The sequence below is a fragment of the Mycolicibacterium sp. Y3 genome (genome assembly GCF_051188035.1).
Lineage (GTDB): Bacteria > Actinomycetota > Actinomycetes > Mycobacteriales > Mycobacteriaceae > Mycobacterium > Mycobacterium fluoranthenivorans.
Genome location: NZ_JAVQLT010000001.1, coordinates 4,947,307 through 4,962,854 on the forward strand (window position 1 = coordinate 4,947,307; position 15,548 = coordinate 4,962,854).

General features: G+C 65.0%; 20 protein-coding genes. 11 read left to right on the forward strand and 9 right to left on the reverse strand.

The annotated features are described in order from the left end of the window. Positions 1-20: 20 nt before the first annotated feature. The 5 genes from QN239_RS24075 to QN239_RS24095 all read right to left on the reverse strand — a co-directional run bounded on the left by QN239_RS24075 (position 21) and on the right by QN239_RS24095 (position 5,391). A complete protein-coding gene (locus tag QN239_RS24075) occupies positions 21-836 on the reverse strand; it encodes a carbohydrate ABC transporter permease (RefSeq protein ID WP_090355510.1) in 816 nt (271 codons plus the stop codon). Then, positions 833-1,684 (reverse strand): carbohydrate ABC transporter permease, encoded by an 852-nt coding sequence (locus QN239_RS24080; RefSeq protein WP_499016951.1) that lies wholly within the window; start codon positions 1,682-1,684, stop codon positions 833-835. The genes QN239_RS24075 and QN239_RS24080 overlap by 4 nt, the downstream gene beginning before the upstream one ends. Positions 1,685-1,752: 68 nt before the next feature. Next, positions 1,753-3,087 carry an ABC transporter substrate-binding protein gene (locus QN239_RS24085; protein ID WP_499014272.1) on the reverse strand — a complete coding sequence of 445 codons (1,335 nt, stop codon included), beginning with the start codon at positions 3,085-3,087 and terminating at the stop codon, positions 1,753-1,755. Between the two features lie 25 nt (positions 3,088-3,112). Further along, positions 3,113-4,594 carry an FGGY-family carbohydrate kinase gene (locus tag QN239_RS24090; protein ID WP_499014274.1) on the reverse strand — a complete coding sequence of 494 codons (1,482 nt, stop codon included), beginning with the start codon at positions 4,592-4,594 and terminating at the stop codon, positions 3,113-3,115. Beyond that, positions 4,591-5,391: a DeoR/GlpR family DNA-binding transcription regulator gene (locus QN239_RS24095; RefSeq protein ID WP_499014276.1), complete on the reverse strand. Its 801-nt coding sequence runs from the start codon at positions 5,389-5,391 to the stop codon at positions 4,591-4,593. The genes QN239_RS24090 and QN239_RS24095 overlap by 4 nt, the downstream gene beginning before the upstream one ends. A gap of 291 nt (positions 5,392-5,682) precedes the next feature. Between QN239_RS24095 and QN239_RS24100 the strand changes: the two genes are divergently transcribed. From QN239_RS24100 to QN239_RS24110, 3 genes are all read left to right on the forward strand, one after another. Then, entirely contained in the window at positions 5,683-5,925 is a 243-nt protein-coding gene (locus QN239_RS24100) for a hypothetical protein (RefSeq protein WP_499014278.1), read from the forward strand. Between the two features lie 67 nt (positions 5,926-5,992). Beyond that, complete coding sequence (locus QN239_RS24105) at positions 5,993-7,204, forward strand: sensor histidine kinase (RefSeq protein WP_499014280.1); 1,212 nt, start codon at positions 5,993-5,995, stop codon at positions 7,202-7,204. After that, a complete protein-coding gene (locus tag QN239_RS24110) occupies positions 7,201-7,863 on the forward strand; it encodes a response regulator (RefSeq protein ID WP_499014282.1) in 663 nt (220 codons plus the stop codon). The genes QN239_RS24105 and QN239_RS24110 overlap by 4 nt, the downstream gene beginning before the upstream one ends. Before the next feature lie 4 nt (positions 7,864-7,867). On the opposite strand, the gene QN239_RS24115 is transcribed toward QN239_RS24110, so the two are convergent. Together QN239_RS24115 and QN239_RS24120 are read right to left on the reverse strand one after the other, a co-directional pair. Next, entirely contained in the window at positions 7,868-8,443 is a 576-nt protein-coding gene (locus tag QN239_RS24115) for a hypothetical protein (RefSeq protein ID WP_499014284.1), read from the reverse strand. Positions 8,444-8,882: 439 nt separating this feature from the next. After that, a complete protein-coding gene (locus tag QN239_RS24120) occupies positions 8,883-9,245 on the reverse strand; it encodes a histone-like nucleoid-structuring protein Lsr2 (protein WP_090355524.1) in 363 nt (120 codons plus the stop codon). A 438-nt stretch (positions 9,246-9,683) separates the two neighbouring features. Between QN239_RS24120 and QN239_RS24125 the strand changes: the two genes are divergently transcribed. After that, positions 9,684-9,884: a hypothetical protein gene (locus QN239_RS24125; RefSeq protein WP_499014286.1), complete on the forward strand. Its 201-nt coding sequence runs from the start codon at positions 9,684-9,686 to the stop codon at positions 9,882-9,884. A 35-nt stretch (positions 9,885-9,919) separates the two neighbouring features. Here the strand turns inward: QN239_RS24125 and QN239_RS24130 are convergent, their stop codons facing one another. Next, entirely contained in the window at positions 9,920-10,225 is a 306-nt protein-coding gene (locus tag QN239_RS24130) for a DUF4193 family protein (protein ID WP_499014288.1), read from the reverse strand. A gap of 175 nt (positions 10,226-10,400) precedes the next feature. On the opposite strand from QN239_RS24130, the gene QN239_RS24135 reads away from it, so the two are divergent. Next, positions 10,401-11,030, forward strand: a complete 630-nt coding sequence (locus QN239_RS24135; RefSeq protein ID WP_499014290.1) for a TetR/AcrR family transcriptional regulator — start codon at positions 10,401-10,403, stop codon at positions 11,028-11,030. Further along, positions 11,027-11,851 carry a hypothetical protein gene (locus QN239_RS24140; protein WP_499014292.1) on the forward strand — a complete coding sequence of 275 codons (825 nt, stop codon included), beginning with the start codon at positions 11,027-11,029 and terminating at the stop codon, positions 11,849-11,851. The genes QN239_RS24135 and QN239_RS24140 overlap by 4 nt, the downstream gene beginning before the upstream one ends. Positions 11,852-11,898: 47 nt before the next feature. Here QN239_RS24140 and QN239_RS24145 read toward each other — a convergent pair whose 3' ends face one another. Beyond that, positions 11,899-12,258 carry an Rv2640c family ArsR-like transcriptional regulator gene (locus QN239_RS24145; RefSeq protein ID WP_167157701.1) on the reverse strand — a complete coding sequence of 120 codons (360 nt, stop codon included), beginning with the start codon at positions 12,256-12,258 and terminating at the stop codon, positions 11,899-11,901. A gap of 102 nt (positions 12,259-12,360) precedes the next feature. Between QN239_RS24145 and QN239_RS24150 the strand changes: the two genes are divergently transcribed. The 5 genes from QN239_RS24150 (at position 12,361) to QN239_RS24170 (ending at position 15,485) form a co-directional block, all read left to right on the forward strand. Next, entirely contained in the window at positions 12,361-12,855 is a 495-nt protein-coding gene (locus QN239_RS24150) for an ArsI/CadI family heavy metal resistance metalloenzyme (protein WP_499014294.1), read from the forward strand. Between the two features lie 62 nt (positions 12,856-12,917). Next, positions 12,918-13,286: an ArsR/SmtB family transcription factor gene (locus tag QN239_RS24155; RefSeq protein WP_499014296.1), complete on the forward strand. Its 369-nt coding sequence runs from the start codon at positions 12,918-12,920 to the stop codon at positions 13,284-13,286. Continuing rightward, complete coding sequence (gene arsB, locus QN239_RS24160; protein WP_499014298.1) at positions 13,283-14,398, forward strand: ACR3 family arsenite efflux transporter; 1,116 nt, start codon at positions 13,283-13,285, stop codon at positions 14,396-14,398. Before QN239_RS24155 ends, arsB begins: the two co-directional genes overlap by 4 nt. Further along, entirely contained in the window at positions 14,395-15,063 is a 669-nt protein-coding gene (locus QN239_RS24165; RefSeq protein ID WP_187098689.1) for an arsenate reductase ArsC, read from the forward strand. The genes arsB and QN239_RS24165 overlap by 4 nt, the downstream gene beginning before the upstream one ends. Continuing rightward, a complete protein-coding gene (locus tag QN239_RS24170; RefSeq protein ID WP_499014299.1) occupies positions 15,060-15,485 on the forward strand; it encodes an arsenate-mycothiol transferase ArsC in 426 nt (141 codons plus the stop codon). Before QN239_RS24165 ends, QN239_RS24170 begins: the two co-directional genes overlap by 4 nt. Positions 15,486-15,548 lie beyond the last annotated feature (63 nt).

Sequence of the window (15,548 nt, forward strand, 5' to 3'; positions counted from 1 at the left end):
GCGTTGCTACCCAATCATTTCTAGAACTTGACCGCGCCGCCGCTGATGCCCTGCACGAGCCGGCGCTGGATGAAGAAGCTCGCGATGACGACCGGCACCACGGCGATGAGGATCGCCGCGCTCATCGAACCGATCTGTACACCGCGGAAGGTGTTGAACCCGGCGATGGCGACCGGCAGGATCGCCGCCTTACCCGGTGCCAGGATGAGGCCGTAGAAAAGGTCGTTCCAGGACAGGGTGAAACCGAAGATGGCCGCCGCACCGATCCCGGGGAACACCTGTGGAAGCACCACCATCCGGAACGCCTGGAACCGGGTGAAGCCGTCGACCTGGGCCTGCTCCTCCAAGGACCGCGGCACCGCCTCGAAGAACCCGATGAGGAACCAGGTGACCACGGGCAGAACGAAACTCAGATGCGCGAAGATCACCGGCACCACGGTGTCGTTGAGCCGCAGCGCATAGGCCATCGTGAGAAAGGGGAAGACCAGCACCGCGGGCGGCAATACCTGCGCAGCGAGCATGCCGAACCGGGTCGCGGTGCCACCGGCGCGGAACCGCGCGATGGCGTAGGCGCCCATGCTGCCGACCACGACACTGATGCCGACGGTGACCAGTGCGACCAGCGCGCTGCGGCCGGCCGCCGCGAGGATGCCCGAGGACAGCACGTTGCGCCAGCTGTCGAGCACCGGGGTGAAGCTCAGCAGAAACGGATCATTGAGCTGCTGGGCAGTTTTCACACTCGCCAGCGCCACCCACAGCACCGGGAACAGCACGGTGATCGCGGCAGCCCACAGCAGGGTGATCCGGCAGGCGGTCAACAGGCGGGAGTTCTTCATGACTGTTTCGCCTTCTCCATCCGGCGGAACGTGACCACGATGACCGCCAGCACGAGTACCAGCACCACGAACGCCATCGAGGACGCCGAGCCGAGCCGGAAGAACTGGATGCCGGTCTGGTAGATGAAGTACTGCAGCGTCTCGGTTTCGGTACCCGGGCCACCGCGGGTGGTGGCGAAGACGTACTCGAACACCTTCATGGCGTCCAGCGACCGCAGCATGATGGCCACCACCAACACCGGAGCCAACAGCGGAAGTGTCACCCTGCGCAGCACATACCAGCCGCTCGCGCCGTCCACCCGGGCCGCCTCCAACGGTTGGCGTGGAATGGATTCCAGGCCGGCCAGCAGCAGCAGCACCATGAACGGCGTCCACTGCCAGACATCGATGAACGCCATGGTGAACAGTGCCCGTCCCGGCCCGAAGAAGTCGTAGTCGATACCGATCGCCCGCAGCAGATGCGGAATGGCACCGAGTTGGTCATTGAGCAGGAAACGGAAGATCAGCCCGACCGCGATCGGGGTGATGAACATCGGAGCCAACAGCATCGAACGGGTCAGATCGCGTGCCCAGCGCTGCTTTTGCAGCGAAAGCGCGATGGCCAGCCCGATCACCAGCTCCAGCCCGACGGCGATGAGTACGTACAGCGCCGTGGTGCCGAACGCGTGCCAGAACTCCCCGTCGCCGAAGGTGTTGACGTAGTTGTCGGCGCCCACCAGATTCGGTGTGCCGTGATTGGTGAGCTTGAAGTCGGTGACGCTCAGGTAGAAGGCGTATCCCAGAGGGAAACCGACCACCCCGACGAAAAGGGCGATCAGGGGGGCGACCATGCCGTGTTTGAACTGCACCATGGTCATCGCTCCTTTCGTGGGGTGGTCGGTCTCTTCGAAGGGCCAGCTCGTCGGGGGGAGGTGAGCTAGCCCTGGATCTTCTCGGCGGCGGCCTGTGCCGCAGCCAGCGCATCGTCGACGCTCTTGGTGCCGGCGACGGCCTCGTTGAGTTCGGTGCCGACGGCCTGGATCATCTCCTCGCCGCTGGGTCCCTGGCTCAAGGGCGCGGAGTTGGCGAGCAGCTTCTCCACCGTTTGGTAGTAGTCCGCGCCGAATGTGCCGTTGAGCACCGCCGGATCCTTGAGGGTGCTCTGCCGGATCGCCGCGCCGCCCTTCTCGGTGCGGATGACATCGTGCGGCTTGGCCGTGATCCAGGAGGCGAACGCCCAGGCGGCGTCCGAAGCGCCGGAGTTGGCCGGGATGGCCCAGCTCCACGAGCCCAGCACCTGCTTGCCACCGGGGATGGTCGCCAGCTTGAACTTGCCGGCGGACGGACCTGATCCGGGTTCGTTGACGGCGGGCAGCTGCCAGTTGTAGTTGATCATCGACGCGGACTGGCCGGCGGCTAGCGAGCGCTGCGCCTCGTCCATGCTCCAGTTCAGGCTGTTCGCCGGGGCCGCGTTCTTGTACGTGTCGATATAGGCCGCGAGCGCACGCTTGGCTTCCGGCGTGTTCAGGGTGGGCTTGCCGTCGGGGCCGTAGATGGAACCGCCCGCGGCGAACAACCAGTTGCCCCACTCTTCGAAGATCTTGTACCCGCGCTGCGGCTGCATGGCGATACCCGCACGGTCGCCGGACTTGAGCGCCTTGGACACCGAGACCAGTTGGTCCAGTGTGGTCGGCACCGTCTGCTTGGCCTGCGCCATATCGTCGGTGTTGTAGAGGTATCCGAGTGCGTAGTTGTAGAACGGCACGCCGTAACGCACACCGTCGACGGTGGTGATGTCGGTGAGCGGCTTGAAGAAGTCGGCCGCGTCGTAGTCGGGGGTGCTGTCGATGCGGGCATCCAGCGGCTGCAGGAACTTGGCCTTGGCGAAGTCCACCATCCACGGGTTGTCCACCACGATCAGGTCGTAGTTCGGGGTGCTGGACTGGAAGGAGGACACCAGCTTGTCGCGCATCTGGTCATAGGTCAGTTGTTCGATGTCGACCTTGATGTCCGGGTAGTCCTTGTTGAAGTCGGCCACCATCGATTTGACGATATCGCTGTCGGGGACGTTCTCCATCAGGATGCGGACGTTGCCCGAGGTGCTCTTCGGGATCTCGCCGGTGCCGGTGGCCGAGGGAGACGAAGCCTGCCCGGGGCCTCCGCTGCCCGCGCAGGCGCTCAGCAGCAGTGCGACGGCGGACACCAGGGCGAACAGGGTGGCCAAGAAGAACGGCCGCCTCCGCCCTGGTGTCGGGGTGGTGGTGATTTTCATTGCGGCACTGATCCTTTCGTATTACTCATCGAGGTGTACGAGCCAACCGGTGCGAGATGGGCGTCATCGCCGCACCGAGTTCACGCCATGCCGAATACCCGTCGTCGTAGGCCGCAGCCCGGGCCGGATCGGGTACGTACGGCGCGTCCAGGGTGATGAACCGGCCGGCATCGGACCAGTCGTCCAACGCACCGATGCCGATGGCGGCGATCACCGCGGCGCCCAGCGACGCGCCGGGGTGCCCGCGTACGGGCAGCATCTCCAGACCGAGCACGTCGGCGTGGATCTGTTTCCACAGTGTGGATTTCGAGCCGCCGTTGGTGATCATCACCCGGCTCAGCGGGATCCCGATATCGGCGAAGACGTCGACGTGGTGACGGAACCCGAACGCGATCGCCTCCAGTACCGAGCGGTACATGTCGGCCCTGGTGTGGCCGAGGTGAAGACCCGCGAACGTGCCGCGCAGGTCCGGGTCGTGCAGCGGGCTCTTCTCACCGAGAAAGTAGGGCAGACACAGGATTTCGGCGGGCGCGCGCTTAGCCGCCTCGTCATCGAGGGTGGTCAGCTCGGCGCCCCCGACGAGCGCCTGGAACCAGCGGATCAGGCTGCCACTGGTGGCCATACACCCGTTGGGCAGCCAGTGCCCGGGTACCGGATGCGCATCCAGGTAGAGGCGTTCGTCGACGACCTGGGTGTCGCTGGCGACCAGGATGTCACCCGCACCACCGAGTTTCACCAGCGCGTCGCCGGGCCTGTTGACTCCGGCGGCGTACGCGGACAGCACATGATCGGCGCCGCCGACCACAAGTGCCGTGCCCGCACGCAGGCCGGTCAGTTCGGCGGCCTGTGCACTGAGTTCACCGACGCGAGTGCCCGGACGGTGCACCGGCGCAAGGGTTTCCGGGTCCAGCTTCGCGGCCGCGAGTACGGGGGCGGCGATCGGTCCATCAATGCCGAACAGTCCCGATTCCAGCGCCCAGTTCTGTTCGACGTGACATGGCGCGCCCAACGCGGTGAGCACCCAGTCGTAGGAGCCGACCCAGTGTGCGGTGCGGGCATAGATCTCGGGTTCGTGCTCGCGAAGCCAGACCGTGGTGGGCGCCACCGACTGCTGGGTCAGTGCGGACCCGGTCAGGGTGACCAGGTCGACCCCGGACAATGCGGCGCCGAGTTCGGCCACCTCGCGGTGCGCCCTGGCGTCGTTCTGAAGAATGGCCCGCCGCAACGGGTTTCCCTCGCGGTCCACCGGGATGACGGCGGGCACCATGCCCGAGGTGGCGACGGCACCGATGGAAGCGGCGGAAACGCCACTGACGGTCAGGACTTCGCGGATGGACTCGACGACATTGTCGTGCCACTGCGTGGTGTCGGCCTCGGCGATACCCGGCCCGGTCGAATACAGCGCGGTCTCACGGGTGGCGGTGGCAACGATGCCACGGTCCGTGCTGAACAACACTGTCTTGGTGCCGGTGGTGCCGATGTCGACGCCGATGGTGTAGTCGCTCACGAGTTGGCGTCCTCATCCGCGGCGACACAGACGACCTCCACACCGGCACCGCGGGCGGCGACCAGGGCCGGATGGTCGACCTCACCGTCGGTGACGATCACTCCGATATCGGCCAGTGCGGCGATGCTGACGAACGTGACGCGCCCCAGCTTGCTCTTGTCGGCGGCGACGATGACCCGGTCCGCGCGACGGCTGGCCGACCGCTTCACCCGGCTCTCACCGTGGTGGTAGTCGGAGATCCCGCGGTCGACGTCGATGCCGGCCACACCCATGACGAAGGTGTCGCAGTTGTACTGAGCCAGCGTGTCCTCGGCGGTCGGACCGATCAGGCTCAATTCGCCCGGCCGCACCTCACCTCCGGTCAGCACGACGGTGGTGTCCGGTTCGTCGACGAGTTCCAGGGCCACCAGGATGCTCGGGGTGACCACCGTCAGGCCGAGGCGGCGGCCGCGCAGTGAGCGGGCCACCGCGAGCGCGGTACTGCCGGAATCCAGGATCAGGGTCTCACCGGGGCTCACGAGATCGGCGACGGCATCGGCGATATGCCGTTTCTCCTCGGCCGCGTCGGCCACCCGCGTCGCGAAGGAGGGTTCGGCATCTTTGCCTTTCACGGCGATCGCGCCGCCGACCACTCGGCGTACCACGCCGAGGGCCTCCAGTGCTTCCACATCACGCCGGATGGTCATCTCGGATACCGCGAACTCGGAGGCCAGTTCGGCGTAGCCGACTTCGAAGTCGCTTCTGACGCGCTGCTCGATGCGGTCGCGACGGGTCTTCGCGTCCACGCTCACACCCAACTCCACTGTGTAAAATTCACATTAACAGTGACCGATACCGGCCAGACTGCCCCTGATGCGTTCATTGCGTGTGAATCTATGACATGAGTTGTGAGCTGTCCACACAAAAGTGAGATTTTTTCTCACCCGCAGCCATGGACCCGAGGCCGGGGGCACTCACCGCGTGGTCTCCTGCCCTGGCGAGGACCCTCCTCCTACCACGGTCGCAGATCAAGATCGACCCTCGGCACGATGCGCCGAGGGCGCACGCTTCGTAGCGTCGAGATATGACACCAGAAGAAGCCAAAGATCATGGCTAGCAACACAAGTCCGCGACGGGTCGGCCTGTTCGGGTTCCTGCTGATGGGGCATGCCGTCCGGCCGGGCATCAGTGTGGCTCCCGCATGCGCGCGCGGTGCCGCCAAACGACGGCTCGCCACCCTGCTCGCGGCGGTACGCAGCACGCCGGCAGAGAAGTACCAGCCCTATTACCCGCCTCGGCGCGCCGCATTCGTCGAGGATGCGGCCATGGCCCGCGAGATGTACCGGCTTTAGGCCTCCTACCCCGGTAGTACAACCCGAGCATGACGTGCGCGAGGGCCCACCGCCTTAGCATGAAACGATGCTGGAAGCGGCCACACGCTACGTACGGGCCTGGGCGCGTCTACAGCAGCCGCGCATCCCGGGCGGCTTCAGCTGGCCCTTCGTTCTGACCATCGATGTCACCATGGTGGTGATCGGCGTCATCGCCACCCTGCAGCGGCCGATGTCGGACTGGCCGGCCGCGGTGCTCGCCAACGCGATCGCGATCATCCCGTGGGCGATGTTCTTCGTGTTCAAGGACCACCGATGTGAGGGCCCCGCGCTGTGGGCGGCCTGGACCGGCGCCTCGGCCATTCTGCTCTTCGGCACCTCCACCCCCATTCACGGCGACTTCGCACCCTTGCTGCTGCAACTGACAGTGGGCGTCGTCGGCGCCATCACCTCGACCCGCGGTGGCGCGCTGGCCGCGGCGTCGGCCGCCGCCCTGTTGGCGTACGCCGCGATCACCCACCGCATCGACACTCCCGCGATCTACCTGAGCTTCGTCGGGATCGCCTGGCTGATCGGATATCTGGTGCGTAGTCAACAGATGCTGCTCCTCAAACAGCGCGAAGCCCAGGCACAGTTGGCCACGCTCGCCGCTGCCGACGAGCGCCGACGCATCGCCCGCGAAGTGCACGATGTGATCGCCCACTCGCTGAGCATCACGCTGCTGCACCTCACCGGTGCGCGCCACGCACTCCAGCATGACGGTGACGATGCCGAGGCCGTCAACGCGCTGCAGCAGGCCGAACGCCTGGGCCGCCAGGCCATGGACGATATCCGCCACACCGTCGGGCTGCTCGCGGCCGACGCCGACCCCATGGCGCCGGAACCCGGTGTGTCCGACATCTCGACTCTGGCCGAGGATTTCGCGCGCGCCGGGTTGGACCTCACCGTCGAGATCAGCGGCACACTCGAACACGTTTCCGCCGCCGCCGGTCTGGCGCTGTACCGGATCGCCCAGGAGTCGCTGTCCAATATCGCCAAACACGCGCCGGCCTCGCCGGCGACGGTGAGTCTGACGGTATCCCGCACCGCCGCGACGCTCACCGTGATCAACGCGCTACCCGACCACGACATCCCGCCGAACACCACCCAGGGCCGCGGTGTCCGCGGCATGCGCCAGCGCATCGAATTGCTCGGCGGCACCGTCGACATCGGCGCAGGCCCGGTCAGCTGGTCGGTGCAGGCCACCGTGCCGTCGTACGCCGCGGATATGGACCTGCCGGCCAGGATGCGTGCCTCGTGACCGCCGGCGCGCCGGTCACCGCGCTCATCGTCGACGATCAGGAGCTGGTGCGGTCCGGACTGTCGCTGATCCTGCGCGAGAAACACGGCATCGTGGTGGTCGGCGAATGCTCCGACGGCGACGAGGTCCCGGCCGCCGTCGGCAGATACCGTCCCGACGTCGTGGTGATGGACCTACGCATGAAACGCGTCGACGGCATCGAGGCCACCCGACGGCTCACCGCAGCCGGGGGTCCGCCCGTGCTCGCCCTCACCACCTTCAACGACGACGAGCTGCTCTCCGATGTGCTGCGCGCCGGTGCCGCCGGGTTCGTTCTCAAGGACTCCCCCGCTGAAGAACTCATTCGCGCCGTGCGGGCTGTCGGCAGTGCCCAGAGCTATCTCGACCCGGCCGTGACGGCCCGCGTCCTGACCACCTACCGCAACTCAGCTGCGCCGGTCGCAGACGGTTCCGCGCTGGAGGAGCTCACCCCGCGCGAACGCGATGTGCTCACCTTGATCGCCAAGGGCCACACCAACACCGAGATCGCCGACGAGTTGTTCATCTCGGGATTGACGGTGAAGACCCATATCGGCCGGATCTTCACCAAACTCGGTCTGCGCGATCGTGCTTCGGCGATCGTGTTCGCCTACGAGCAGCGCATCGTCACACCCCGGTAGGGCGCTACTTGCAGAGTTCCTCGACCGCGGCGTTCTGGGCGTCCGCATCTTTGAGGCGAGCGTCCTGTCCCGGATCGCTCTTGGGAACCTGTGCCATCGCGGCGGCGCCGATATCCATCAAGGTGTTCCCGAACTTGCGAGCTGCGTCCGCAACGTCGGCGGGCGCGGCGGGCTCGATCCGGGCCAGCAGGTACTGACCACCGCCGTAAAGCGCGAGGCGGGCATTGGCCGCCACGGCCAGCGCGCCGGTCACATCTTCGTCGCCCCCAGGGGCCTGCAGGGCGCTGCTGTTGGCCACACCGGCGCGCACGAGTTCGAACGCGGCACACAGCTTGGTCTTGGCGTCGTTCTTCTCGGTATCGCTGAAGGTCGGCGCGGCCGCCTCGGCGGGTGCGGCGGGTGCAGTGTTCGTCGGATTTCGCCACATCCACGCCGACGCACCCAGGGTGGCTATCGCGATCAGCACCGCGATCATGGCCAATACACCGGGACCGAAATTGGACCCGGACTTGGCTTCCTCCGCATCCGGTGCGGAATCCTCGGATACGTTCTCGTCGTCGGGCTCGTTATCAGCGGACACGAGGGCAAGGGTAACAATCGGATGGGACCTGGCTTGATCGTCGGTGCGGCGTGGCCCGGGCCGGCGTTGCCCCCGAGGGACGGTTTGCCGCTCGATCGGCACTGACGAGCCCAATACGCCGTGAAAGTAGGCGTCAATTCGTTTTGCTCGCTATCGCGGCGCGCCCCGTGAATCCTGCGACTATCCGGGAATCCACGTCACAGAAAGAATTGCCGACTCATGCAGGTTGCCAACGGCGCATCCGGCGTCGGCAACGTAGTCGATGAATTGCTACCCCAGCGCCCGAGTCCGGCGCGCCCCGAAACGGTGAGCGAGAGGTCCGGCAGTGCCGAGTCTGAATAGCGGAACAGGTCATTGGTTATCGCCACTGTTCGTCAACGTCGACTTCTCGTCGAGAAACTTCCCTATATCGACGAGAAGTCGACGTTCGTGCGGAAATCTAGTGCGCAGCCTCGAAGGCCTCGAGGATCTCGCCCTTGATACGTCCCCGGTCGGAAACCTCAAACCCGTTCTTCCTGGCCCACTTCCGGATGGCCGCCAGCTGCTCCTTGGAGCCGCCGCCGCTGCCACTACCGTTGAGGGAAATCGATTTCACGGCGCGACGCGGGCGCGATCCGCGAACCTTCACCGCTGCGTCGACAAACGGCTTCAGCGCCTTATCGAGCTTGGCGATGTTCGACGCCGCCAAGTCGATCTGATACTCAACACCGCGCACCGAGAACTCGATACGCTCACCGCCGCCATCCGAAATTTCAGAACCATCCAGGTCGTCAATTAATTGGCGGACAACTCGTTCGGCCATTGGAAATGCCCCCATCTCTTCGATTGCCTTCGCAGGCTACCAGCGAGTACACGCTCTTTCACATATCAACTACCAGATTCTAATGATTCAGGGCCGGTTCATAGCGACTTGACGGGAGATGCTCATCTCACATAGGAGGCCGGAGACCTTTCGTATTGATTCGGCGAATCCGTCAAAGCCGGACCGCAATCATCGCCGCGGTTAGAGCCGACACCGATTTCTCCGACACACCGCGGCGGTGGCGGCCCGAGTGGATTTCACGCCGATAGGTGATCGTCGTTACGGCGACGGTCCACATTCGGGCGTGCACACATTATTCATTGACATCCACGTCAATTTCTGTGGTCGAAAAGGGGTAGGTAGACAGAAACCGATTTCTGCACACTCCCGCCCCCTCCGGCCGGGTTTGATGTCCGGACTGGCGGGTACTCCGCCTCGATGGACCCTGAGAGCCTTCCCGATGACGTGCCGATTGCCGACGCCGTCGAGCAGTTGCGCGACCTCACCGCAACAGACACCGATATCGAGGCCACCGCCAGCGGGCCCGACGGCCCACCGCTGGAGGCCGAAGCCCCCGATTGGCAGGAGCAGAACGACCCCGTCGAAATCGATCCGGATTCCGACGAGTACGGGCGCTGAAGCGTCGACTCACACCGCTTTGCGCGGACGGTTTGTCAGGCGCAGTCGGCGCAGACCGTCTCCGCACCCCGGGCGAAACCGAGCCGATGCCGGTGGGTCACCAAAAAGCATCTGGTACAGGTGAACTCGTCGTCCTGTTTGGGGACAACCGTGACCGTGAACTCTTCACCGGAGATGTCAGCACCCGGGAGCTCAAAGGACTCGGCCAGTTCGCCGGGGTCATCACCATCTGCAGGCACGGGCTTCAATTCGGCAGCCAGGTCGGCCAGCGGGTCCGCGACAGTGCCCTCCTCTTCGATCGTGCGCCGTCGCGGTGCGTCGTAGTCAACTGTCGCTGCCATGTTTTCATCCGTCCTTACCGAGGGGCCGCAACAATAGCGCCGCGGATGCCGATAGCGCCGTGTACCCGATGTCGGGGTCGATCACACCTGCCCACAGCCGGCGAAACACGCACCTTCTCGATATTTATTGACGACTGTCATTGACGATCGTCAGCGGCGACCGTACGGTGACGACATGCAGTCGTCGCACACCACGCGAAAAGGCGGATCGCCCACCGGCAGCGCCCGAGAGGCCCGACGACGTGAAACGCGCGCGCGCATATTCGATGCCGCAGTCGCCGAAATAGGCCGTTCGGGCCTGGCGGCCGCGGACGTCACCGCCATCGCCAACACGGTGGGCGTGGTGCGCGGAACCTTCTACTTTCACTTTCCGACCAAGGAACACGTCCTGGTCGAGTTGGAACGCCACGAAGAGGTGAATATCGTCGCCGAACTTCGCGACGCGCCAACCGGTGACGGCGACCTGATATCGATTCTGCTGCTGTTGGTGCGGCACGTGCTCGCCGCAGAACGCCGATTGGGCCCCGTCGTCTTTCGGGACATGTTGGGATTGCATTTCTCCTCAACACGGCCGGTCGAAGACGAGGTGGCCGAGCATCCCCTTGCGGAGTTCCTGTCCGGCGTCATCACCGAGGCGCAACACGCCGGACAGATCCCCCCGGATGCGGACGCAGGTGAACTCGGGGTCTTCTTTCTCACCGGCCTATTCGCATTGCTTGCCACCGGCGTGCAGGACTCCCCCACCGCAGACGCGGTGCTGGGTCGTTATGTCACAACGATTGTCAAAGGAATGGAGACACGGTGAGCACGACAAGTATCGAGGGCTATCGCGATTATCTGCGCAAGCGCGACGGTGAAGCCGACCTTCTCAATCGGCGCCTGGCGAATCGCGAAGACTTCTTCGACCATCTTGAGACCAATCCGATCCGGTCACAGCGGCCTGCCGACCGGACCACCTTCCTGCGAAACTTGCGCCGCCGGGTGCCCGAACCGGGTCTGGACCGGAAGATGCTGTTCCTGTTGGCGACCGCCAAACTCAATCAAGCCGAGCGGTTCGGCGTCGGACTCGGCGAAACCTACGGGATGAACAGCGACGATAACCTGCCTCCCGAGCGTGTCTACCTGGAACTCGAAGAGCATTATCACACAAGGCTTCTCGCATACGTGCTGGATGTTTTCGACTTGACCTTCCAGGTGGTGCCGCCCCCGTTCGTGATGCGCCAGTTCGTCAAAGCGGGAGTGTTCCTGCCCGAGCGGCTCGGGGTGATGTTCGTCGGCGCAGCCGAGATGGCGGGCTGCGTGATGTTCGATGAACTCCGACGCGTCGGGATGGAACTGTTCGCCGACGAGCCCGAAGTCTGCGAGCGCATTCAGCGGCTCTACACCGAGATCCTCACCGACGAGATCGGCCACGTCGGCTACTGCGCCTCTCGATGCACACCCGCCGAGCGAGCGATCATGAGACGCGCCTATCCGCTCATCGGCCGGGTATTTGCACGACAAACCGTGGAGATCGGTCTGCTCATCGACCCCGCCGAACTCCGTGCTCGGCTGGACCGGCCCTTCGACGTCGAAGAACTGACCGTCGGCCTGGATAACGAGACGTATCTGGTCACCCATCCCTGACAGCCGCGCGCCCTATCGGACTGTGCGCGCCAGAGCGGCGTGGCAACTCACCTGCAGCAGTGGGGATCCAAGACGACGCACAATGCCTGCATCGCTTCCGGATGAGCGCGGTGAAACACCTTCATGCCGCGGCGCTCAGAGAGCACCAGGCCGGCATTGCGCAGTTGAGTGAGGTGGTGACTCACCGTGGATTCGGTGAGCGCGAGCGCGGCCGCCAAGTCGCCACTGTTCTCTTCTCCCGCCGCGGAGGAGAACAGGTAGGACATCACCTTCACGCGCGCAGGATCGGCAAGCGCCTTGAGCCGCAGGGCCACGTTGAGCGCATCGTCGTCGCTCATCGGGCCGGCGGCGACCGGGGCGCAGCACACCGGTGCGGACGTGTCGATCACGGGCAGCGCTTTGGGCATGGCACGAGTCTGCCAGAAAGATTGACATATATCCAAAAGGTGGCATGCTGGGCGGTGTCGCACTAGTTCGATATATGTCCAACAACCCGAGGAGGGTGAGTCATGTCCCGTGTACAACTGGCACTCAACGTCGACGACCTTGAGGAAGCAATCACGTTCTACACCAAGCTGTTCAACACCGCCCCGGCCAAGGTGAAACCCGGCTATGCGAACTTCGCCGTCGCCGAGCCCCCACTGAAGCTGGTGCTACTGGAGAACCCCGGCAAGGGCGGCACCATCAACCACTTGGGTGTAGAGGTCGCCTCCAGCGAGACCGTGCACGACGAGATCGCCCGCCTGACCGGGGAGGGCTTGTTCACCGACGAAGAGATCGGCACCACCTGTTGCTTCGCCACTCAGGACAAGGTGTGGGTGACCGGGCCGGCCGGCGAGAAGTGGGAGGTCTATACCGTGCTCGCCGACTCCGACACCTTCGGCTCCAGCCCGCAGCATCTCGATGAGAACGCCGACGCCGCGGGTGGGTGCTGTGGAAGTCAGGTCGACGACCAGTCCGACGCCGCGGCCACACCGACTGCCACAGCTTCATCCTGCTGCTGATTCGTTCACTGTTCACCCGGCGGCGCCTTGCGATCGATATCGATAACTGTCAATATCGATGAATGTCGAATCAATGGGTGGCCGACGCGGACCCGTGTTGCGCACCGGGGGCGCTACTGCGGCAGCCACTGTCGGCAGCTGAAGCCGCCGATATGGCGGTCAAGCTCAAGGCACTCGCCGACCCCGTTCGGCTGCAACTGTTCTCCGCGATCGCCAGCCGCGAAGGCGGCGAAGCGTGCGTATGCGATATCTCCGACGGGGTCGAGGTGTCGCAGCCCACCGTGTCCCATCACCTCAAGGTCCTGCGCGACGCCGGCCTGCTCACCTCGCAGCGCCGCGCGTCCTGGGTCTACTACGCCGTCGTCCCCGAAGCACTGGCCAGTCTCGCCGTACTACTGGGTGCCGATATCCGAATGGGAGCCACCGCATGACCGATACCGCCAGCACCGCACCGGCAGTCGTGGGCAAGCTGTCCACCTTGGACCGATTCCTGCCGGTGTGGATCGGCGCCGCGATGGTCGCCGGCCTGCTGCTCGGCCGGTGGATCCCGGGGCTGAACACCGCGCTGGAAAAGGTTCAGATCGACGGGATTTCGCTGCCGATCGCGCTGGGTCTGTTGATCATGATGTATCCGGTGCTGGCCAAGGTCCGCTACGACCGCCTCGACACGGTCACCGGGGACCGCAAGCTCCTGGTGTCCTCGCTGATCTTGAACTGGGTACTCGGCCCCGCACTGATGTTCGCCCTGGCCTGGCTGCTGCTCCCGGATCTGCCCGAATACCGCACGGGACTGATCATCGTCGGCCTGGCTCGCTGTATCGCGATGGTGATCATCTGGAATGACCTGGCCTGTGGGGACCGGGAAGCGGCCGCCGTCCTGGTCGCGTTGAACTCGATCTTCCAGGTGGTCATGTTCGCGGTGCTGGGCTGGTTCTACCTGTCGGTGCTGCCGGGCTGGCTCGGCTTGGCGCAGACCACCATCACCACCTCGCCCTGGCAGATCGCGAAATCGGTGATCATCTTCCTGGGCATCCCCCTGGCCGCCGGCTATCTGTCGCGACGCCTCGGCGAGAAGGCCAAAGGCCGCGACTGGTATGAGTCACAGTTCTTACCGCGCATCGGACCGTGGGCGCTGTACGGCCTGCTGTTCACCGTCGTCATTCTGTTCGCGCTGCAGGGCCAGCAGATCACCAGCCGCCCACTGGATGTCGTGCGCATCGCGCTGCCCCTGCTGGCCTACTTCGCGATCATGTGGGGCGGCGGGTATCTGCTGGGCTCCCTGCTCGACCTCGGCTATGAACGCACCACCACACTGGCGTTCACGGCCGCCGGCAACAACTTCGAACTCGCCATCGCCGTGGCGATCGCCACCTACGGCGCCACGTCGGGCCAAGCGCTGGCCGGCGTCGTCGGGCCGCTGATCGAGGTACCGGTCCTGGTCGCGCTGGTCTATGTCTCTCTGGCCCTACGAAAGCGGTTCAGCCACCACACTTCGCAGCACCTTCCCACCGACGAGGCGACGAGAACGGAACCCACCTCATGACCGAGACACCTGTCACCCATCCACTGCGCGCAGATCTGTCCATCGACCAGAAGCTCGCCCTCAAAACGGCAGCGACACGGCTGCGGACCGAATTCGAGGACACCTTCGGGGTGGCGACCATCGAACGGTTCCTGCACACCTCGTATGACCAATTCGCCGGACGGGCCACCATTCCCAACTTCCTTCCGCTGCTCGCCGAACGGTTCGCCCGACAGCGGTTGCACGCCCTGGCGCGCGTGGAAGGCAAGATCGTCGACGGAAAGCCCACCGTGCTGTTCCTGTGCACCCACAACGCCGGACGCTCCCAGATGGCACTGGGCTACTTCACCCACCTGGCCGGCGACCGTGCGGTGGCCTGGTCGGGCGGCTCCGAACCCGGCACCGAGATCAACCCCGCGGCCATCGCGGCGATGGCCGAAATCGGAATCGACATCACCGGCGAATATCCCAAACCGTGGACTGACGAGATTGTCCAAGCCGCTGACGTCGTCATCACGATGGGCTGCGGGGACGCCTGCCCGGTTTTCCCCGGAAAGCGTTACGAGAACTGGCAATTGCCCGATCCGGCCGGACAGGGACTCGATGCGGTGCGCCCGATCCGCGACGACATCGAGGAACGTGTGCGGCGGCTGCTCGCCGACCTCAACGTCACCGTCACACAATGACCGACACCCCCAAGGTGCTGTTCGTCTGCGTCAGCAACAACGGAAAGTCCGTGATGGCCCAGGGTCTCATGCGTCAGGCCGCCGGCGACCGGATCACGGCCACCTCCGCCGGCACCAAAGCGAAGGCCGGCATCAACGCGCAGTCCGTCGAGGCGCTCGCAGAATTGGGTATCGATATCAGCGGCCACACCGCAACCCAGTTGACCGACGACCTCGTCGCCGGAGCGGACCTGGTCGTGGTCCTTGGCGCCCAGGCGCACGTCGACCCGGTCGCTCACACCCCGATCGAAACCTGGGAGACCGACGAGCCGTCGTTGCGCGGTATCGAGGGCATGGAGCGGATGCGGTTGATCCGCGACGATATCGCCGCCCGGGTGATCGACCTGGATTCGCGCCTGGCCGGAAGCCGCCCCGCTCAGTAGCACCGCATACGACTTCGCCTGACGACGATCAGAACTATGGTTGCCCCGCGACCTGGCACCTAC